The organism is Streptomyces sp. NBC_00207, assembly GCF_045160965.1.
Lineage (GTDB): Bacteria > Actinomycetota > Actinomycetes > Streptomycetales > Streptomycetaceae > Streptomyces.
This window is the reverse complement of the sequence record NZ_CP130715.1, coordinates 7,169,665-7,189,535: the sequence shown is the minus strand read 5'-3', so window position 1 is coordinate 7,189,535 and position 19,871 is coordinate 7,169,665. Positions and strand designations below refer to the sequence as shown.

The following is a 19,871-nucleotide window of genomic DNA, read 5'->3' as shown; positions in this document are numbered from 1 at the left end:
GCCTCACACCTTCTCCAGGGCGAACCCGGCCCTGATCCACCTGCTGGACTCCACGCACAGGGCCAGGGCCCGGTCCCCGACGGCGAACTGCGGGAGCAGCCGCTCGAGTTGCAGGAAGGGCAGGGCATTGCCGGTGTTGCCGGTCTCGGACACGCAGGAGACCTCTCGCGCGGGGCCGGCCGGCAGCCGCTCGACGATGCGTGCGGTCATCCGCTCGGACAGCTGGGGCGGCAGCAGGAAGCCGACGTCGTCGAGGCCCCATCCGAGCCCCCCGAGCAGCTCCCAGAGGATCTCCACGGAGATCTTCGGGACGTGCTCCTCGATCGCCTTGTAGTCCTCGGCCAGCATCCGCCGCTCCGAGTCGCGGTCGGTGGTTCCGTACCAGTCCAGGAGCTGGCCTGGCGGACGGCCCCGCCCGGTCCAGGAGTTCAGCACCGCCCGTACGGCGACCCGCTCGCCCTCGGGCTCGTCCGTGAGGACCGCGGCGCCCGCCCCGTCCCCGAAGAGGACGTAGTTGACCAGCTCCTCGGTGGGCATCCGGGCGGTGTCCCGCCGCGGCGACAGGAACCGGTGCGTGACGTCCCCGCCCAGGATCAGGCCGGCCCGGCGGCCGCCGCGGATCAGGGTGCGGCCGAGGTCGAGGGCCTGGACGGCGCCGGAGCAGCCGGCCTGGATCTGGTAGACCGGCAGGTGGTCGAGGCCCAGCCGGTCGGCGACCTCGCTCGCGGTGGTCGGCAGGAGCAGGTCCGGGGTCGCGGTCGCGAGCACCACGAACTCGATGTCGGCGGGGCCGAGTCCCGCGGCGCCCATGGCCTGGGCGCCGGCCTCGGCGCACAGGTCGGCGAGCGAGCCGCGGACCTCGCCGGTGACCGGGTCCCAGCCGAAGTGGCGGGTCCTGGTGCCGACGAAGATGTCGATCCACTCCTCGCTCACGCCCAGCAGCGCGCCGAGCGCGGTGTTGTCCACCGGGGCGCCGGGCAGGGCGGTGCCGGTCCCCGCGAGGTACACCGTGGAACGGTCCGTCGTGTTCGCGGCCCGTGTCATGCCGACCTCGCCAGGAGCATGTCGTCGAGGAAGGCGGCCAGTGAGCCGACCGTGCGCAGGGCGGGCAGCATCTGCTGTACGGAGACCTCGCCGACCCGTGGCAGCCTGGCCTCCACCTGGTTCTTGAGCTGCATGATCATCACCGAGTCGAAGCCGAGGTCCTCGTAGAAGCGGGCCTCGTGCACGACGCGTTCCGGGGGGTAGCCGCCGACCTCGGTGACGGCCTGGACGACCGCGAGCAGCACCGGATCGTCGACGTGGGCCCCGGCGCCGGTAACGGAGTGCGCGGCGGCCGGTGTCACGGGGGCCGGCGGGACGGCGACGGGCCCGGCGGGGTGGGGCTGAGCCGTGGGGGGCTGTGCGGTGTGGGGCTGCGCGGTGTGCACGAACGCCTGCCGGTCCCAGTGTCGCTGCGCCGACGAGAAGACGTACGGGCTCAGCGCTTCGACGACCCGGTGCCCCGGTTCGTACAGCTCCTCCCAGAGCGGGTCCAGCCCGCCGCGGTACAGGGCGGCGACGGTCGCGGCGAGCTCCCTCCCCGTGGCCTCGGCGCCCGGGGCCGGGTGCAGGAACTCCGCCGCCGGCGCGCGCCCGCCCCTGGCGGCGATCTGCAGGAGCGTGCCGCGCGGGCCGATCTCGATCAGGTGGGTGGGGGCGACGTCGGCGACGAGCGCGCCGAGCGCGGCGTCCATGAGCACGGGCTCCTCGATCTGGTCGGCCCAGTAGCCGGCGTCCATGAGGTCGTGGCGCAGCATCCGGCCGTGCCGGGTCGAGGCCACCGGCACGGTGGGCGGCTCGCAGCGCACCGGCTCGGTGCGCAGGCCCGCGGCGGCCGGGGCCATCAGGGGCGAGTGGAACGCGTGGGAGACGGGCAGCCGCTTGACCCGGACGCCGCGGCCCGCGAGCTCCCGCCCGATCCGTTCCAGGGCTTCCAGCGGTCCGGACACCACCGTGTCCGCGGGGCCGTTGAGCGCCGCCACGACCGTGCCCGGCTCCCCCGCCAGGAGCTCGGCGAGCTCCTCGGGACCGGCCGCCGCGGCGATCATGGCACCGCCTGCGGGCAGTTCGCCCATCAGCGCGCCGCGCCGGACCACCAGGCGGGCGGCCTCGTCGAGGGAGAGGGCCCCGGCGGTCACGGCGGCTGCGTACTCGCCCAGGCTGTGGCCGAGGACGGCCGCCGGGGTGATCCCGAGCGAGGTGAGCGTACGGGCCAGCGCGTAGCCGACGGCGAACAGCGCCGGCTGCGCGAACTCGGGGCGGTGGACCCGTTCGTCGCCGCTGAGGATCAGCTCGCGCACCGACGTGCCGAGGTGTGCGGCGAGTGCCTCGTCGGCCTCGGCGAGATGGCGCCGGTAGGCCGGGGAGTCGCGGTGGAGCCCGGCCGTCATGCCGGGGTACTCGCTGCCCTGGCCGGTGAAGAGGAAGGCCACGACCGGCCTGCCCCACGGACGCCCGCCGCTCCCGGCCGCGTCCTGGGGGGCCGCCGCGCGGCGCAGTTCGGCCACGAGCTCGTCGGTGTCGCGGACGGGAGCCGCGAACCGGTACGGCAGGCCCGTCTTGATCCGGTTGCTGCTCCAGCACAGGGCCGCCGCCCCGCCGCGCGGCCGCGCGGCCACCGCGTCGGCCTGGGCGGCGAGGTTGCGGCGCAGCGCCTCGGGGGTGTCGCCGCTGACGGTGAAGACGCCGACGGCGTCGCGGGCCGCGCCCGTACGGGCTCCCGCGGCGACCGGGATCCGGGGCGCCGAGCCCAGGACGGCGTGGGCGTTGGTACCGCCCATGCCGAAGCTGCTGACCCCGGCGAGGCTCTCCCCGCGGGGCAGCCGCATCGGGGACTTCAGCAGCCGCATACCGCGTTCGCCGAGCCGCAGCTGCGGGTTCTCGCGGTCGGCGAAGAGGCTGGCGGGGACGATCCGGTGGTGCAGGGCCAGCACGGTCTTGATGAGGCCAGCGATGCCCGCCGCACCCTCGGTGTGGCCCAGGTTGCCCTTGACGGAGCCGATCGCGCAGGGGGTCTCGCGCGGGATCCCGTGCACCGCGCCGAGCGCCGCGCACTCGATGGCGTCGCCGAGTACGGTCCCGGTGCCGTGCGCCTCCACGAAGGCGACCCGGTCGGGGGTGACCCCGGCGCGCCGGTACGCGGAGTTCAGCACCCGCTGCTGGGACCAGCGGTTGGGGGCGATCACCCCGTTGCTGCGGCCGTCCTGGTTGACGGCGCTGCCGCGCAGGACGGCGTAGATCCGCTGTCCGTCGGCGAGCGCGTCGTCGAGCCGGCGCAGCACCACCAGGCCCACGCCGTCGGAGCGCCCTATTCCGTCGGCGTCGGCGCTGAAGGGCTTGCAGCGTCCGTCGGAGGCGGCCAGGCCGAGCTGGCCGTAGACCATGCCCAGGGACGGCGAGAGCACGATGTTGACCCCGCCGGCCAGCGCGGTGTCGCACTCCCCGGCCAGCAGGGAGCCCGCGGCGAGGTGGACGGCGACGAGCGAGGACGAGCAGGCCGTGTCGACGGCCAGGCTCGGTCCGGTGAGGTTGAAGTGGTAGGAGATCCGGTTGGCCGCCATGCCGGCGCTGCTGCCGGCGCCGAGCAGCGGGGTGACGCGGGCGAGGTCGCTCATGGTGAGGCGGCCCCATTCGCCGCCCATCACCCCGATGAACACGCCCGTCTCGGTGCCCGCGAGATCGCCGGGCGCCCGGCCCGAGTCCTCCAGGGCCCGCCAGGCGCAGGGCAGCAGCAGCCGGTGGTGCGGGTCCATGGCGGCGGCCTCGCGCGGGGTGACGGAGAAGAAGTCGCTGTCGAAGACATCGGCGTCGTCGATGAAACCGCCGCTGCCGCTGACGGCGGGGAAGTCCGCGGCTTCCCAGCGCTGCGCGGGGACGGGGCCGATCCCGTCCCCGCCGCGCATCAGCAGGTCCCAGTACGCCTGCACGCCCGCCGCCCCGGGGAACGCGCAGTCGATCCCGACGACGGCGATGTCCCCCATCAGTGCCGGCCCTGCGCGTCCGGCGAGGCGGCCGGGAGCACCGTCGACAGGTAGCCGACCAGGCTGGTCACGGTCGGGTGGTCCCAGAGCAGGGTGGGCTCCACCTCCAGGCCGAATTCGTCCTCCAGGTCGCCGCACAGGCTCAGGGCCGCCACCGAGTCCATGCCGTACTCGGCGAGGGGCACGCCCGGGTCGATGGTCTCGGGTGCGCGCCGCAGGTAGAGCGAGAGCCGGGCGTACAGCCACTCGTGCGGCAGCACGCCGTCGATGGCCGCGGCGGGCCGAGCGGTGGGAACGGTCATCGTGGGACTCCTTCAGTGCGTACGACGCATCCGCCGGCGGCCGGGGAAACCGGTCAGCCGGGGATGGGCGTGGAGTAGAGGTCGTAGCTGATCTGGGTGCTGAAGCGGAGCTGGACCTCGTGCCGGATCCGGGTCTCGCACTCCGGCGGCAGGTCGGCGACGCGCGTGCCCAGCCGCCGGGCGATGCGGTGCAGTGCGGCGGCGGCCCAGGACGGGTCGGCGAGGAAGGGGTCGGGGCCGTAGCGGCCCTGGTCCCACAGGCCCAGTACGGCGGCCGCGGCCAGCAGCAGCGCGTACCGGTCCATGAGGGCGAACTTCGCGGGCTGTGCGGTGGCCGCGGCACCGGCCGCCTCCAGCCGGAGCACCCGGGCCCGTACGTCGCGGAACTCCTCGACGAGCTGCCCGGCGAGCGTGCGCAGGGCGCTCTCGACGGGGCCGGTGCCGTCGATGCCCGCGCTGACGGCGAGCATGGTCGCGCTGAGCGAGTCCCGGCCGCACGCAAGGCTGAGCCGGTCGGTCCGCAGCGGCGGCAGGTCGCCCTGCAGCCGGAACAGCCCGGCCGGCGCCTCGTCCTCGACGAACCAGGAGGCCCGCGCCAGCCGCGGCATCTGCGGGATGACGGTGGCCTGGCAGGCGACGGTCCCGGCGTGGCCGAGGCTGAGCACCGGTACGTCCCTGACGTGCTTCTGGAAGATGCCGAGGGTGCCCTCGCGGGTGTAGAGGCCGGAGCCCAGTACGATGGACAGGTCGTACATGGTCTCGGTGAGGACGCGCGGCAGCAGGTACTTGAGCGCCGCCGAGTAGACGCTCGTCTCGGCGGGCAGCAGGTGCAGGGCCCGGGTGGCGACGACGGCGAGGGCGTCGTAGAGCAGCAGGTTGACGAAGGCGTTGGTGAGCGCCGCGCCCGTGCGGCCGCCGTCACCGCGGCCGCCGCCCGCCTGCCAGCCGCCGGAGCGCTCCCGGTCGAAGCGCACGGCGGTGCGCAGGCTGGTGTCGAGGGCCGCGACGGCCGTCGCGGCGATCACGGTCCGGCTGATCTGGAACGAGCGCAGGGCGGTCGTGATCCCGCTGCCCTCCGGGCCCAGCAGGGCGGACCGGGGCAGGGGACAGTCGTCGAACTCGACCCCGGCGAACCGGCAGCCGCGCAGCCCGACCGGGGTCCGGCGGGCCGTCACGGCCGCCCGTGCGTCCGTCAGCTGCCCGGGTTCCAGCAGGAGCACCGAGTGGCTGCGGCTGCCGGGGGCGGGGTCGGTACGGCAGAACAGCACCAGCGCCCCGGCCCGTTCCAGGTCGTTGACCATGGGCTTTCCGCCGCTGATCAGGTAGCCGTCGCCGCTGCGGCGGGCGGTGACCTGGCTGCGGACGTAGTCGTTGCTGTGGGCGGTCTCGTGCTGTGCGATGGCCGCCTTGCCGCCGTCGCGCAGCAGTCCGGCGAGCCAGTGCCGCTGCCGGGAGCTCCCGGCGGTCCAGACGTCGGAGGCCGCCATGAAGGTGGTCATGCCGTGGCCCATGGCCAGGCCCACGTCCCGGCGGAAGACCGGGCGCATGATCCTGACCAGGGTGTCCATCCCGTCGAGCCGCCCGCCCAGGGCGCGCGGTATGAACTCGTCGGTGATGCCGAAGCCGTCGAGCAGCGCCTCGCCCGCGGCGAAGGGCACCGCGGCCCGGTCGGCCTCCAGCAGCGCGGTGTAGCCGACCGGGTTCGCCGGGTCCGAGGGGTCGCCGAACAGCCCCTCCAGCTCGGCCACCCGGGCCCGGACGGTCTTCTCGCGCTGCTGGGCCACCGCCTGGTCGCCGAGGAGCGACGTCACCACCGTCTTCCTCCGTCGGCTCCTTCCGGCTGCAGCAGGTCCTCCCCGAACAGCACGTCCTCGGCGCGGGCCAGTGCGAACACGTCGGGGGTCAGCACCTCGTACTCGCCGCGCATCACCCCGTCGAGGAAGAGCTTGCGCATCAGGGTGCGCTGGACCTTGCCGCTGCTGGTGCGGCGCACGGTGCCGGGGCGTACGAGCAGCACGTTGCCGGCCGGGATCTCGAACTCCTTGCCGATCAGGGCCTGGATCCGCTGCGCGACGGTGCGCAGTTCGGCGCTGCCCGCCCCGCGCACCTCCTGGACGAGGACGAGCTGCTCGCCCCCGGCGTCCACGGAGAACGCGGCGCCGGCGCCGAAGGTCAGCGCGGGGCTGACGGTCCGGGCGGCCCATTCGATGTCCTGCGGGTACACGTTGCGGCCGTTGATGATGACGACTTCCTTGAGCCGCCCGGTGACGAACAGTTCGCCCTCTTCGAGCATGCCCAGGTCGCCGGTGCGCAGGAAGTTGCTCTCCTCGCCGTTGAGGCTGGCGAGGAAGGTGTGCGCGGTCTCGGTGGGCCGCCGCCAGTAGCCGCGGGCGACGCTGTAGCCGCGCAGCCAGATCTCGCCGACGGCGCCGGCCGGCAGTTCGCGGTGGGTCAGCGGGTCGACGATGCGGACCTCCACGTCGACGGGGGTGCCGCAGCCGATCAGGGTCTTGACGTCCTGTCCGGACCCGGCGCGGAGCACCTGGTCGCGCTGCAGGGCGGTCTTGTCGAAGTCCCTGCGGACGTGCGGGGTGCCGGGGGCTCCGCCGGAGACGACCAGGGTCGCCTCGGCCAGTCCGTAGCAGGGGTAGAGGGCCTCGGGGCGGAATCCGGCCGGGGCGAACCGCTCGGCGAACTCGTCGAGGCTCTCGGGGCGTACGGGTTCCGCGCCGTTGAGGGCCAGCCGCCAGCGGGACAGGTCCAGCGCGGCGACCTGCTCGTCCTTCACGCGGCGTACGCACAGGTCGTAGGAGAAGTTGGGGCCGCCGCCGACGGTGACGCCGTACTCGTCGATGGCCTGGAGCCAGCGCAGCGGGCGCTTGACGAAGGACAGCGGGGTGACCTGGACGCTGTGGCTGCCGAGCCAGACCGGGTGCAGGAGGTGGGCGACCAGTCCCATGTCGTGGAAGTAGGGCAGCCAGCTTCCGAAGACGTCCTCTCGGGTGGTCCGCAGCACCTTCTGCAGGGCGGCCTGGTTGGCCAGGAGGTTGCGGTGGGAGACCGTCACGCCGCGCGGCTCGGAGACGGAGCCCGAGGTGTACTGGAGGAACACCAGGTCGTCCGGGCGGGCGCTGACGGGCTGGAAGGCGTCGGCGTCGCCGATGCCGGGCACGTCGCTGACCACGCACACGGCGTCGGGGCCGGCGTTGCGGGCGAGCCAGAGCGCGACCTCGGGGGCGGCGTCCGTTTCCGTGAGGACCACCTTCGCGGCGGTGTCCTTGAGCACGGCGGTGGTGCGGTTGAGCCGCTTGTCGCGGCCGGCCTCGCCCGGCATGGGTACGGGGACCGCGATGGCGCCGGCGTAGAGGCAGCCGGCGAACGCCTTGAGGAACTCGACGGTGGAGGAGTAGACCAGCAGCACCGGCTGCCCGGTCGCCCCGTGTTCCCGCAGGCAGGAGGCGATGCGTCTCCCCTCGCGGTCCAGTTCGCCGTAGGTGAGGTGGTCGGCTGCCACTCCGCCGGCCGTGTCGCGCAGGAAGACGTGCACGTCCTCGTCGGCGAGTTCGGCCGCCCGAACCCGGAGGAGTTCGGTGAAGGTGGCGAAGCGTGACGGTGACATCCGCGGCATCCCCTCGGGTCAGCGGGCCCGTGGAATGGCGGACCTCGATTCCCCCGGATCCTGCGCGGACTTCCTTAAGGGGCGCTTGCGCCCGCCGGATCGGGGGGCTCCGGCGCGTGCTTCTGCCGACTGCGCGGGGGGCTCCGGGGCGTGCGTCCGCCGGCTGCCGGCGGGCCGCGGACGGCACCCCTATCCCGGTCAGGGGGGTGGTCGGTGTTCTCCGCGCGCGCCCCGGCCGCCTTCAATGGCGGGCACTGCCCAGGGCCGCCATCGGCGCGCCCCGACGGCCGAGGAAACGGGTGGAGCATGACAGTTGCCGATGTCGGTGTCCGAGTGGCCGAACTAGGAGCGATCAAGGAGTCCGCCGGGCTGGGCCCGTCCCCGAGCGCCTCCGAGGCGCAGCACGCCCGCGGCAAGCTGACCGTGCGCGAGCGGCTGGACCTCCTCTTCGATCCGGGCACCTTCCGCGAGATCGAGCAGTTGCGCCGGCACCGGGCCACGGGTTTCGGCCTGGAGGACCGCAGACCGCACACCGACGGTGTGGTGACCGGCTGGGGCAAGGTCGGCGGCCGCCGGGTGTTCGTGTACGCGCACGACTTCCGGATCTTCGGCGGCTCGCTCGGCGAGGCCCACGCGCAGAAGATCCACAAGGTGATGGACCTCGCGCTGGCGGCGGGCGCCCCGCTGGTGTCGCTCAGCGACGGCGCGGGGGCCCGGATCCAGGAGGGGGTCACCGCGCTCGCCGGGTACGGCGGCATCTTCCGCCGCAACGTCGCGGCGTCCGGGGTGATTCCGCAGATCAGCGTGATGCTCGGGCCGTGCGCCGGCGGGGCCGCGTACTCCCCCGCGCTGACGGACTACGTGTTCATGGTGCGCGACATCGCGCAGATGTACATCACCGGCCCCGACGTGGTGCAGGCGGTGACCGGCGAGAGGATCAGCCACGACGATCTCGGCGGCGCGCAGGTCCACTCCTGCGTCTCGGGCGCGAGCGCCTTCCTCCACGACACCGAGGAGGAGTGCCTGGAGGAGGTACGGCACCTGCTGTCCCTCCTGCCCTCCAACAACCGTGAGATGCCGCCCGCCGTGCCCGCCGCCGACCCGGCCGACCGCCGGACCGAGGCCCTGTCCGGGCTGGTCCCGGCCGACCCGGCCCGCTCGTACGACATGCGCGCGGTGATCGAGGAGATCATCGACGACGGCGATCTCTTCGAGGTGCACGCCCACTGGGCGACCAACATCATCTGCGGGCTGGCCCGGCTGGACGGCCACGTGGTGGGCATCGTCGCCAACCAGCCCGCCTCGCTCGCCGGGGTGCTGGACATCCACGCCTCGGAGAAGGCGGCCCGCTTCGTGCAGACCTGCGACGCCTTCAGCATCCCGCTGGTGACGCTGGTGGACGTGCCCGGCTTCCTGCCGGGCAGCGACCAGGAGCACGGCGGTGTCATCCGGCACGGCGCGAAGCTGCTGTACGCGTACTGCGCGGCCACGGTGCCCCGGGTGCAGGTGATCCTGCGCAAGGCGTACGGCGGCGCCTACATCGTCATGGACTCCCGCTCGATCGGCGCGGACCTGTCGTTCGCGTGGCCCACCAACGAGATCGCCGTCATGGGCGCCGAGGGCGCGGCCAACGTCGTCTTCCGCCGGGAGATCGCCGCCTCGGACGACCCGGAGGCGGCGCGCGCGCAGCGCGTCAAGCAGTACCGGCAGGAACTCATGCATCCCTACTACGCCGCCGAGCGCGGCCTCGTCGACGACGTCATCGACCCGGCCGCGACCCGGCAGGTGCTGGCGGACGCGCTCGACGTGCTGCGCGCCAAGCACGTGCCGCTGCCCGAACGCAAGCACGGCAACCCGCCGTTCTGACCCTGATGAGCGAGCGGACCGAACCCACCCTGAAGATCGTGCGCGGCGCACCCGACGGCACCGAGCTGGCCGCCGTCCTCCTCGCACTGCTCTCCGCCGCCCGGCAGCCGGGCGAGGGCGGCGTGCAGGCCGCGCCGCCGGCCCGGGCCGACTGGGGTCCCGCGCGCGGCTGGCGTCCGCCGGGCGCCTGGACCGCCCCCGTGAGCCGGGCCGGCCCCCACCGAAAGGACACCGACCGACGATGACCCGTTCGACCCTGACCCATTCGACCCTGACGGCGACCAGCGTCTGGCTGCGCCGCTTCCACCCCGCCGAGGACGCCCCGGTACGGCTGTTCTGCTTCCCGCACGCGGGCGGCTCGGCCAGTTACTACTTCCCGGTGTCGCGGGCCCTGTCCCCGGACGCCGACGTGCTCGCCGTGCAGTATCCGGGCCGTCAGGACCGCCGCCACGAGCGGTGCGTCGACGATCTGCACGAGCTCGCCGACCGGGTCGTCGCGGAGCTGCGGCCGTGGTTGGACCGGCCGGTGGCCCTCTTCGGGCACAGCCTGGGCGCGTCCCTGGCCTTCGAGGTGGCGCGTCGGATGGAGGCGGCCGGTGATCGCGCGCCGGTGGCGCTGTTCGCCTCGGGGCGCCGGGCACCGTCGCGCCCGCGCGAGAACCAGCTGGTCCACCTCGCCCCCGACGAGCAGCTGCTGGCCAGGATCAAGGGGATGAACGGCACCGATCCGGCGGTCCTGGCCGACGACGAGCTACTTCGGTCGGTGCTCCCGGCGATCCGCGGCGACTACAAGGCCGCCGAGACCTACCGCTACCGCCCGGGCCCCGCCCTGACCTCCCCGATCACGGTACTCACCGGGGACAGCGACCCCGAGGTCACCGCCGAGGAGGCCGCCGCCTGGGCCGACCACACCGTGGGCCGCTTCGCCCTCCGCCGCTTCCCCGGCGGCCACTTCTACCTCAACGAGCACGTCGCCGAGGTGATCGCCCTCATCCGCGGGGAGCTCGCGTAGCCCGGGTTCAGCCGTCCCCGCGCAGTACGGACATCGCCATCAGCTCCGGCTCCTGGCGCAGCAGGCGGGCGTGGAGGGTGCGCAGGGCGGGGCCCGGCTCCGCGCCCAGTTCCTCCACGACCCGGCTGCGCTGGGCGGCGTAGACCGTCAGCGCCTCGTTGCCGCGGTCCGAGCGGTAGAGCGCGACCATGAGCAGCCACAGGAAGCGTTCCCGCAACGGGTACTTGTGGACGGCGTAGTGCAGGTAGGGCACGGCGTTGCGGTGGCGTCCCAGCTCCAGTTCCAGCTCGGCGCGCACTTCCATGTCGGCGAGGAAGCGCTCATGGCGGTAGAGGCGCTCGCGCTCCAGCATCGGCCCTTCGAGCCCTTCGCCGAGGGGGCCCGTGGACATGGTGCGCGCCTCTTCCAGCAGCCGGGCCGCCTCGACGAGTTCGCCGGCGCGCGCCGCGGCGATGCCGGCCGCCGCCAGCCGTTCGTAGGTGTAGAGGTCGACGTCCGCGCCCGCGACGTCCAGGCGGTATCCGCTGCCGGACCACTCCAGCCGCACCCCCAGGGCGCGGAGGCCGGAGGCGTACTTCTGGATCAGGTTCCTCGCGTACGCCGGGTGCTCCTCGCCCCAGAGGGACTCGATGAGCTGGTCCACCCCGGTCTCCAGGCGGGGCCTGAGCAACAGGACGGCCAGCAGGGCCTGCTGCCGGGGCGGACCGGGATCCAGCACCCGGCCGGCGCGGCAGACCTGGAGCGGGCCCAGCAGCCGGAAGGCCGTCCCCGGCGCGGCGCCCGCACCGTCCTCGCCGGCCGCCCCGCCGCCGTCGCCGGCCCCGCCACCCTCGAAGCCGCGCTCGCGCAGCAGCACACCCGACATGTTCTCTCCCCCGTGCCCGGACCCTCGTACGGAGGCTAGGCACTACCGGCCGGTTCGTGCGGGCACGGTCCACAGGGTGGTCAGCGATCGTTCCAGCGGCCGGTGAAGGCTCCTCGGCCATGGTGGTGCGGTCCCCCTCCCCCTGTGGCCCTTGGAGAACGACGATGACCGGTCCCGTCCGTCCCGCGGACCGCCCGCCCGCCCTTCAGCGGTGGGGGCGGCTGACCGCCACCCGCTCCCGGCTCCTGGCCTGGACCGGTGTCGCCCTGGCCGTAATCGGCCTGGTGCTCGCCGCCGGCACCATGGACCGCCTGGTCCTGAGCCGGTTCGAGAGTCCCGGATCCGAGTCGCTGCGCACCCGGGCCGTCCTGGAGGAGCGGTTCGGGACGGGCACCCCCGGGATGCTGCTGATGGTCACGGCAGCGCACGGCACCGTGGACGATGCCGCGGTCGCGGCGGAGGGGCGGGCGCTGGAGCGGGAACTGACCGCCCGGGACGGGGTGGCCGAGGTCGCCTCCTACTGGTCCCGGGGCGGCTCGCCCGCCATGCGCTCCGCCGACGGCCGCCAGGCCCTCGTCATCGCCCGGATGGCGGGCACGGTGACCGAGGCCCGGGCCGCACTGGCGCAGATCTCGCCGGCCTTCAGCCGGGACGGCGCCACCGTTTCGGTGCGGGTCGGCGGCGGGGACGAGGTCTTCCGGCAGGCGGCCGAGCAGGCCCGCAAGGACTTCCTGCGGGCCGAGCTGATCGTGTTCCCCCTGGTGCTGCTCCTGCTGTTCGCCATCTACCGCCGCTTCTCGGCCGCCTTCCTCACCCTCGGCATGGGCCTCTTCTCCGTGATCACCACCTTGGCGCTGCTGCGCGGGATCACCTACGTCACCGACGTGTCCACCTTCGCCGCGAACCTGGCCCTGGTGATGGGCGTCGGACTCGGCGTCGACTACAGCCTGTTCGTCATCAGCCGGTTCCGCGAGGAGCTGGACGCCGGACGCACCGTCGCCGGGGCCGTCGAGCACGCGGTCGCCCGGGCCGGCCGCACCGTCGCCTTCAGCGGTCTCACCGTGGTCCTCTCCCTCTCCGCCCTGCTCCTCTTCCCGTTCCCCTTCCTGCGCTCGTTCGCGTACGCCGGCGTCGCCACGGTCCTCACCTCGGTCTTCGCGGCGCTGGTGGTCCTGCCCGCCGCGCTGGCCCGGCTGGGGTCACGGGTCGCCCGCCGGGCCGGCGGCGCGCGCCCTGGCGGGGGGTGGTGGCACCGCACGGCCCTGCGCATGATGCGGCGGCCGCTGCGGTACGGGATCCCGGCACTGGCGCTGCTGCTGGGGCTCGCCTCGCCGGCGCTGGGGCTGACCTTCGGGGTACCGGACGAACGGGTGCTGCCCGCGGGCGTGTCCAGCAGGGTGGTGCAGCAGCAGATCCGCGACGGCTTCGCGGCGGAGGAGATGGACGCGATCCAGGTCCTGCGGCCCGGCGGGGCGGACGGCCCGGGGAACGGGTCGGCGGACGGGACGGCGGACAGGACGGCCGTCGAGGCCACGGCCCTGGGGCTGTCCCGGCTCGCCGGGGTCCACCAGGTCGACGCCGGGACCGGCTCGTACGCGCAGGGCCGGAAGATCGCCGGACCGAACGGTTCCGCCACCCGGTTCGAGGGCGGCGGGCCGGACACCTGGTACTCGGTGATCGCCACCCACGACGGGCTCGACCGGGACGCCGACCGGCTGCTCGCCGAGATCCGCACGACGGTCCCCGGCGCCGCGGTCGGCGGCTATCCAGCCGAACTGAGCGACTTCCGCGCCGAGTTGACCGAGCGCCTGCCATTGGTGTCCGGACTGGTCCTGCTGGCCACCTTCCTGGTGCTGTTCCTGATGACCGGCAGCGTGCTGCTCCCGGCGAAGGCGATGCTCCTCAACACCCTCAGCATGGGGGTGATGGCGGGAGTCCTCGTGTGGGTCTTCCAGGAGGGCCACCTGTCCGGCGTGCTGGGCTTCACGGCGAGCGGCTCCATCGAGCCCAGCATCCCCATCCTGATGTTCTGCATCGCCTTCGGGCTCTCCATGGACTACGAGGTCTTCATGCTGGCGCGGATCAAGGAGGAGTACGACCGCACCGGCGACGGCCCCGGCGCCGTGGCCGCCGGCCTGGAGCGCGGAGGTCCGCTGATCACCTCCGCGGCCGTCGTCCTCGCCGCTTCCTTCGCCACGTACGCCTCGTCCGGGATCGTCTTCCTCAAGATGCTGGGCATCGGGATGGTCGTGGTGGTCCTCGTCGACGCCACGCTGATCAGGGCGGTCCTCGTACCGGTCGCCATGCGGCTGGCGGGCCGGGCCAACTGGTGGGCCCCGGCTCCCCTGCGCGCCTTCCACGCCCGGTTCGGCCTCTCCGAGACCGGATCGGCGGACAACCCGCACGAGTCGGCGCGTTGGCGTGCGGAAAGTGATGAAACCCGATCGGCTGTGGGGCGTTAGAGAGGTGGGCCGCCGTTCGCCTGCGGCGCAGACGAGAGTACGAGGAGCACGATGACAGACCCGAGGCCGGCCGGACGTGGTCGGATGAAACTGGCAGCCCGGTGCCGGGTGGCCACGGAGGCCCCCGCCTTCGGGATGGTCGTCTTCTGCGCGATCCTGTTCAACGCCGCGCTGATGGGCGCGGAGACGTACAGCGGGCTCGCCGCGGACCACCGGCTCGTCCTGCAGGGAGCGGAGAACTGCTGCCTGGCCCTGTTCAGCGTCGAGATGCTGCTGCGCCTGGGCGCGTTCGCCGACCGGCCGAAAGCATTCTTCCGCGACCCGTGGAACCTCTTCGACCTCGCGGTCGTGGCCTCCGCCTTCGTCCCGCTCGTCCGCGAGAACACCACCCTGCTGCGGCTGCTGCGGCTGGCCCGCGTGCTGCGCACCGCACGCTTCCTGCCGCACCTGCGCATTCTGCTGATCGCGGTCGGCCGCAGTCTGCCGGGCACCGCCAGCTTCCTGTTCGTCGGAGCGCTGGTGCTGTACGTGTACGCCATGGTCGGCTGGGTCTGCTTCGCCGAGTCCGACCCCGGACACTACGGCTCGGTGGGCCGCGCGATGCTCACGCTGTTCCTGCTCACCACCCTCGACGGCCTGACCGACGCCGTCCGGGCCGGGCTGCAGATCTCCCGGCTCAGCATCATCTACTACGCCTCCTACGCGCTGCTCGCCTCCTTCGTGCTGGTGAACGTCCTCATCGGGGTCGTCCTCAACTCCCTCGACGAGGCGCGCGAGATCGAGGACGCGGCCAACCGCGACCGCAAGCAGCCGGGGCCGCCGCCGGCCGACACGGACGTACGGGACCGCATCGCGACGGCCCGCCGCGCCCTGGACGAGATCGAGGCGACCCTCACCACCCCGGACGGCCGCCCGCCGCGCCAACTGGAGGCCTCGCACAGCGGGCCCTGAGCCGGGTCAGTCGTCGCCGGCGTCGAGCAGGTGGACGTCCCACGTCCCGTCCGGGCGCCGGTGGGTGTCCCAGCGGCCGTGCTGGTCGGTGAGACCGTCCTGCGGGCTCGTCCGGATACTCAGTCCCTCGAAACGCACCCGGCCCCGGAACGTGGCCTTCGCGAAGTCCACCGGACCTTCGAACACGGCGCCGGTGGACACCAGGCCCTGCTCCCATGTCGCGGAGGCGAAGGAGACGGGTCCGGCGAAACCGGCTCTGCTCAGCCCGGCCAGACCACGGAACACGGTGTGGGAGAAATCCGCCCTCCCTGCCACCTGCATCCCGTTCAGATCGGCCGAACCCTCCAGCACGGCCCGGGCGAAGGAGGCCTCGTCCCGGAAGGCGCTGCCCGCGAAGCCCGCCAGGCCGCGGAAGACCGTGCGGCGGAACATGGCGGCACGGTGGAAGCGGCAGCGGTCGAAGTCTCCGACGCCGAGGAACACCGCACCGTCGAACGAGACCGGCCCGGCGAAGGTGGAGCCCCCGAGCCTGGCCCGCCCCACGAACTGCGCCCGGACGAATGAGGCCCGGTCCAGGAACTCAGCCCCTTCTTCGTTCCAGTCGTCCACGAAGGCCGCACGGTCGAAGTCCGCGGGGCCGAGCCTGGCGGGGTGCTGACCCGGTTCCCGCAGCGCGGCCAGGAGCCGCCGGAGCAGGCCCTGATCGAAGGTGGTGCCCCTGAAGTCCACCGGTGATCCGGGCCCGAGGGCCCCCAGGTACACGCGCTCCTCCGGGCGCTCCAGATGGGCCAGGCACCGGTCGTACCCGGGCAGCCGGATGCCGACGCACCCGGCCGGGAGCGTCATGGAGGCGCCGAGGCCGCAGGTCGGCCAGCCGATGCCGCCGTCCGGGAGCTCATCGGCCTCCACCAGGGCGCAGCCCAGTTCCACGGGATCGCCGGTGCACACCCAGCCCTCCGCCTCGCGACCGAGCGGCGCGAGCGTGCGCAGCACCGTAGGTCCGAGCAGCTCACCGAGGTCCTCGTACAGGGGGTGGGACAGGGCCAGGACCGGGGCCGGGTGCGCCGACGGCCGCCGGCGCCTGTTCATCCCGGGGTGTCGGACGATCCGGCGCGCCTCGGACATGATCTGCCCGCGGCTCCCCGCGGCGATGGTCTCCGCCGGCCCCACGGCCACTGCCACGCGGAGGGAGGGTTGCGAGCCGTCCGACCTCCGATCACCGAACAGGGCCATGGCGCCCGGCAATTCGGACAGCAGCCGGCCGGCCTTGCCGAGGGCGCCCGGTGCGTCCAGCAGCACGAGCACCGGCGCCCCCTCCTCACCGCCGACCAGCCTCCCGGTGATGCCCGCGTCCCCCATCAGCTGCACCATCAAGTCTCTCGCCTCCGCGTTCGGCGAGCTTCCGGTCGGGTACACGCCGTCGTCACCCGGCTGCACCGCCAGGCACACGATGGAGCGGTCCGCCGCGCGGGTACGGCCGTGTGCGGCCATGGCGGCTCTGAAGTCCGACTGGTCCAGCAGGGCCCGGCCCGACAGGAACACCATGCGGTCCGGCCAGACTCCGTGGACGATGCCGATCAGCTCGCCGCCGTGGGAGACCGGTCCACCGCGGTAGTGCGTCCACGTCTCCGGCTCGGCGGAGAGCCGTACGAGTTCGCCGTTGCGGTCCCCCTCGTAGCGGACCACCTCGCCCGTCAGTGCAATCGGGTGGCCCTGGTCCGTGACGCCGTCGACCCGGACCGGAGCGGCCCGAGGATCCGCCTGCGCCCAGGGCAGCGGCGCGGGCTCCGGCCAGGCGGCCGGGTCCATCAGGTCCTCGTCGGCCAGGAGCAGGAACACCCGCGGCGGTGCGTCGTCCCACCACACCGCGCGGCAGGGGATCTCCCGGTCGTAGGCCCGCACCCAGGCGACCGCGTCCCGGGGGAACCGCGTGTCCCCGACCGTGAGGACGAGGCGCGGCGTCAGGAGGGTGCCGACCTCCTGCGGCTCCGGCGTCCCTTCGTACCGGACGCGTACGACCCGGTCCCGCAGGCCCGGTTCGAGGTCCGGCGGCGGCCCGGCCGCGAAGGGCAGCGCCCCGTCGGCCACCCGGCGGCGGCCGGCCCGCCCCGCGGCGACCCGGATCGCGGAGAAGTCCGGTCCGGTGCCCCGGTTGCGGGACATGAACTCCCAGACGCGGCGGCGCACCAGTTCCCGTACGGCGGCCACGTCCCCGCGCAGCTGTGAGCCGAGCAGGGCTTCCCGTACGCCGGGCAGGAACTCGAACTCCACCTCCTCGGCGTCCTGTTCGGCACCCCAGGGGGCGAAGAGCCCGCCGAGGGCGACCTCCGCCAGGTGGCCGTGCTCCGAGTCGCGCAGCAGGGAGCGCCGGACGAGCGTCATGACAGGCAGGGTCAGCGGTACGGCGGCCAGGTGGGCGGCGAGCTGCTGCGCGGTCGGGGAGGCGCTCGCGCGGAAGCGTTCCACCACCTCCAGCGCGCTGCCGCCGCCGACGGGGGCGGGATCCTCCCGGGCGCCCGTGGCCCCCGGTTCCGCGTCCAGGCGCAGGCAGGCCAGCCGCCGCCACCGGCCGTCCCCGGAGACCACGCGCACCAGCCGGGCGAGGCTCCCCGAGGCGACGCCGACCACCGGCACGACGGCCGCGGCGGCGGCAGCGGCGCGGCGGCGCCCGGCGCCGGCCCGCCGGGCGGCCGGTACCTGCTGCCAGGAGCGGGTGGCGGCGGCCGGCCGGTCCGCGCGGACGGCGAAGGGAACGGGCCGGACGGCGCCGCGCGTCCAGAGCCGTTCGGGCAGGACGTTCAGGACGGCCACGGCGTTGTGCGCGCACCAGTGCCGGAGCACGCCCTGCACGGGGGCTTCCCGCCAGCCGCCCGCCACGGTGTCGGAGAGCACGAGGATCAGCCGGCGGCCGGCGGGGTCGGCCAGTTCGAGCGGGTTGCGGGGCGGGCCGCCGCGGCCGCGCGTGACCATCGGGGTGGCGCCGGATCCGGTGCCGGTGAGCTGCCAGGTGCGGACGTCGCGGAAGACACCGCTGCGGGTCAGGACGCGGCGGAGCTCGTCCACGAGGTCCGACCACAGCAGCATCGAGTGGTGCGTGTCGACGACCAGCGCCAGGTCCAGCCAGCGGCTCTCGGCGGGCCGCAGGACCGGGGTCGGCACCATCCGCTCGATGCTGCGCTCGACGGTGAGCTGCTCGTCCAGTTCCTCCCCGGGGCCGCCGATGGAGCGCCGGCCGACCGGGCGCAGGGAGCGCATCAGGGCGAGCGGATCGTCGAGCGAGGCGGCCCGCGGCAGCCGTACGGGCGAGCCCCGGCGGCCGGCGGTGGCGTCGGCCGGCTGTCCGTGGACGTCGGGCGGCTTTCCGGCGGGCTCGCGCGGGGAGGCCGGGAAGAACCGGACGGCGGGCTCGCCCGCGTCCCGGCCGCCGGACACCGGGGAGGAGGGGGTGTCCGGACCGGGCTCCGGCCCGGGGGGTTCGGGGACCGGCGGCTGCTCGCCGCCCGGGCCGGCGGCGGGCGCACCGGGCGGGCGGGCCCCGGCCGGGTCCACCCGGGCCGCCAGCCACAGGATGTCGGCGATCTCCTCCGCCCCCACGCCGGTGCGCGGTCCGCCGTCGTCGTCGGCGCCCTCGGCGAAGGCGGCGAGCAGCCTCTCGATCACGCCGTCGGCCCGGTCAGGTGCTGCATGACGGTGGCGAGGAAGCGGTCGCGGTCCGCGGGGGCGGACCAGGCGCCGGCGAGGCGCAGCTGGATGGCGTTGAGGAGCTGGTCGGTGGCCAGGTCCCCGTCCTCGCCGCGGTCGAGGAAGCTCTGGACGAGTTCCTGGTACTCCTCGCCGTCCCCGATGTCGACGCCCAGCCGGCGGCGCACGATGCGGGCGAGCTTCTCCGGGCCGGGCGGCTCCAGGTGGAGGCGGACGCAGCGCCGCAGGAAGGCGGGCGGGAAGTCGCGTTCGCCGTTGCTGGTGAGGACCACGACGGGGAAGTACCGGCACTGTACGAGGCCCTGGGTGATCCGCACGGCGGCGTCGGGGTCGTCGTCGGTGCCGATGGCGACGGTGGGGTCCTCCTGGGCGAGGCGGGCGAGTTCGGGGATGAGGAAGCCGCCGTCCTCGAAGACGGTGAGGAGGTCGCCGGGCAGGTCGATGTCGCTCTTGTCGATCTCGTCGACGAGCAGGACGCGCGGCCGGTCCTGCGGCAGCAGCGCGGTGCCGAGCGGTCCGAGGCGCAGGTAGCGGGAGATCGACGGGGCAGCGGCGGGGACGGCGGACGGCGCACCGGCGGGGGCGGCGGCCGGGTCGGGCGGGGGCGGTACGTCGGCGGCGGCCGCGGGCTGCGCGCCCGGTGTGCGCAGTTGGTCCAGGCCGGCCTCCTGGAGGCGCCCGATGGCGTCGTACAGGTACAGCCCGTCCCGCAGCACGGTCCGGCTGGTGATCGGCCAGTGCAGTACGGGCCCCAGGCCCAGGTCGGCGGCGATGCTGTAGGCGAGCGTGGACTTGCCGACGCCCGGCTTCCCGGTGATGAGCAGCGGCCGGCGCAGGTAAAGGGCCGTGTTGACCACGTCCTTCTCCGGCTCGTCGGGCACGTAGCCCGCACCGCGCCGCCAGGTGCGCTCCCAGGCCGGCCCCTCGCACCCGGGTGGCACGTACCCCGGGTCGGGGATGCCGGTGAAGTCCCGCCAGGGCGGCGGGGATCCGGCCTCCAGGCGGGTGCGCCGCTCCCCGCCCGGGCCGCTCCCGTGGTACAGCCACCAGTCCTTCACCACTGCCTCTTC

The 19,871-nt window shown here is 74.2% G+C and carries 13 protein-coding genes; 5 read left to right on the top strand and 8 right to left on the bottom strand.

The window, feature by feature from the left end; genetic code table 11:
• Positions 1-3 precede the first annotated feature (3 nt).
• Genes OG472_RS33480 through OG472_RS33460 form a run of 5 tightly spaced genes read right to left on the bottom strand, consistent with a single transcriptional unit; the run spans position 4 to position 7,943 of the window.
• Positions 4-1,044, bottom strand: coding sequence for a 3-oxoacyl-ACP synthase III family protein (locus OG472_RS33480; protein WP_405832611.1), 1,041 nt, complete (start codon positions 1,042-1,044; stop codon positions 4-6).
• The gene (locus OG472_RS33475; protein ID WP_405942353.1) at positions 1,041-4,022 is read right to left on the bottom strand and encodes a type I polyketide synthase; all 2,982 of its coding nucleotides are present in this window, start codon (positions 4,020-4,022) and stop codon (positions 1,041-1,043) included. Before OG472_RS33475 ends, OG472_RS33480 begins: the two co-directional genes overlap by 4 nt.
• Entirely contained in the window at positions 4,022-4,324 is a 303-nt protein-coding gene (locus OG472_RS33470) for an acyl carrier protein (protein WP_383570334.1), read from the bottom strand. Before OG472_RS33470 ends, OG472_RS33475 begins: the two co-directional genes overlap by 1 nt.
• Before the next feature lie 53 nt (positions 4,325-4,377).
• Complete coding sequence (locus tag OG472_RS33465) at positions 4,378-6,135, bottom strand: acyl-CoA dehydrogenase (protein ID WP_405942352.1); 1,758 nt, start codon at positions 6,133-6,135, stop codon at positions 4,378-4,380.
• The gene (locus OG472_RS33460; RefSeq protein WP_405832607.1) at positions 6,132-7,943 is read right to left on the bottom strand and encodes a fatty acyl-AMP ligase; all 1,812 of its coding nucleotides are present in this window, start codon (positions 7,941-7,943) and stop codon (positions 6,132-6,134) included. The genes OG472_RS33465 and OG472_RS33460 overlap by 4 nt, the downstream gene beginning before the upstream one ends.
• Before the next feature lie 306 nt (positions 7,944-8,249).
• Between OG472_RS33460 and OG472_RS33455 the strand changes: the two genes are divergently transcribed.
• Genes OG472_RS33455 through OG472_RS33445 form a run of 3 tightly spaced genes read left to right on the top strand, consistent with a single transcriptional unit; the run spans position 8,250 to position 10,821 of the window.
• Positions 8,250-9,809 (top strand): acyl-CoA carboxylase subunit beta, encoded by a 1,560-nt coding sequence (locus OG472_RS33455; protein WP_405942351.1) that lies wholly within the window; start codon positions 8,250-8,252, stop codon positions 9,807-9,809.
• A 5-nt stretch (positions 9,810-9,814) separates the two neighbouring features.
• Positions 9,815-10,054 (top strand): acyl-CoA carboxylase epsilon subunit, encoded by a 240-nt coding sequence (locus tag OG472_RS33450; protein ID WP_401612580.1) that lies wholly within the window; start codon positions 9,815-9,817, stop codon positions 10,052-10,054.
• Complete coding sequence (locus OG472_RS33445; protein ID WP_405942350.1) at positions 10,051-10,821, top strand: thioesterase II family protein; 771 nt, start codon at positions 10,051-10,053, stop codon at positions 10,819-10,821. The genes OG472_RS33450 and OG472_RS33445 overlap by 4 nt, the downstream gene beginning before the upstream one ends.
• Before the next feature lie 7 nt (positions 10,822-10,828).
• Here the strand turns inward: OG472_RS33445 and OG472_RS33440 are convergent, their stop codons facing one another.
• Positions 10,829-11,686 (bottom strand): BTAD domain-containing putative transcriptional regulator, encoded by an 858-nt coding sequence (locus OG472_RS33440; RefSeq protein ID WP_405942349.1) that lies wholly within the window; start codon positions 11,684-11,686, stop codon positions 10,829-10,831.
• A 164-nt stretch (positions 11,687-11,850) separates the two neighbouring features.
• Between OG472_RS33440 and OG472_RS33435 the strand changes: the two genes are divergently transcribed.
• Both OG472_RS33435 and OG472_RS33430 read left to right on the top strand, forming a co-directional pair.
• Entirely contained in the window at positions 11,851-14,148 is a 2,298-nt protein-coding gene (locus OG472_RS33435) for an MMPL family transporter (protein WP_405942348.1), read from the top strand.
• 84 nt (positions 14,149-14,232) lie between these two features.
• Positions 14,233-15,099: an ion transporter gene (locus tag OG472_RS33430; RefSeq protein WP_401612591.1), complete on the top strand. Its 867-nt coding sequence runs from the start codon at positions 14,233-14,235 to the stop codon at positions 15,097-15,099.
• Positions 15,100-15,105: 6 nt separating this feature from the next.
• On the opposite strand, the gene OG472_RS33425 is transcribed toward OG472_RS33430, so the two are convergent.
• Positions 15,106-18,759: an SAV_2336 N-terminal domain-related protein gene (locus OG472_RS33425; protein ID WP_405942347.1), complete on the bottom strand. Its 3,654-nt coding sequence runs from the start codon at positions 18,757-18,759 to the stop codon at positions 15,106-15,108.
• On the bottom strand, positions 18,756-19,859 hold the full coding sequence (locus tag OG472_RS33420) for an AAA family ATPase (RefSeq protein ID WP_401612696.1): 1,104 nt from the start codon (positions 19,857-19,859) through the stop codon (positions 18,756-18,758). Before OG472_RS33420 ends, OG472_RS33425 begins: the two co-directional genes overlap by 4 nt.
• Between the last annotated feature and the right edge of the window lie 12 nt (positions 19,860-19,871).

Excerpts from the sequence above, each read along its gene's own strand:
- OG472_RS33480 (WP_405832611.1), bottom strand. The coding sequence starts at position 1,044 with ATGACACGGGCCGCGAACACGACGGACCGTTCCACGGTGTACCTCGCG.
- OG472_RS33475 (WP_405942353.1), bottom strand. The coding sequence starts at position 4,022 with ATGGGGGACATCGCCGTCGTCGGGATCGACTGCGCGTTCCCCGGGGCG.
- OG472_RS33470 (WP_383570334.1), bottom strand. The coding sequence starts at position 4,324 with ATGACCGTTCCCACCGCTCGGCCCGCCGCGGCCATCGACGGCGTGCTG.
- OG472_RS33460 (WP_405832607.1), bottom strand. The coding sequence starts at position 7,943 with ATGTCACCGTCACGCTTCGCCACCTTCACCGAACTCCTCCGGGTTCGG.
- OG472_RS33455 (WP_405942351.1), top strand. The coding sequence starts at position 8,250 with ATGACAGTTGCCGATGTCGGTGTCCGAGTGGCCGAACTAGGAGCGATC.
- OG472_RS33450 (WP_401612580.1), top strand. The coding sequence starts at position 9,815 with ATGAGCGAGCGGACCGAACCCACCCTGAAGATCGTGCGCGGCGCACCC.
- OG472_RS33445 (WP_405942350.1), top strand. The coding sequence starts at position 10,051 with ATGACCCGTTCGACCCTGACCCATTCGACCCTGACGGCGACCAGCGTC.
- OG472_RS33440 (WP_405942349.1), bottom strand. The coding sequence starts at position 11,686 with ATGTCGGGTGTGCTGCTGCGCGAGCGCGGCTTCGAGGGTGGCGGGGCC.
- OG472_RS33435 (WP_405942348.1), top strand. The coding sequence starts at position 11,851 with ATGACCGGTCCCGTCCGTCCCGCGGACCGCCCGCCCGCCCTTCAGCGG.
- OG472_RS33430 (WP_401612591.1), top strand. The coding sequence starts at position 14,233 with ATGAAACTGGCAGCCCGGTGCCGGGTGGCCACGGAGGCCCCCGCCTTC.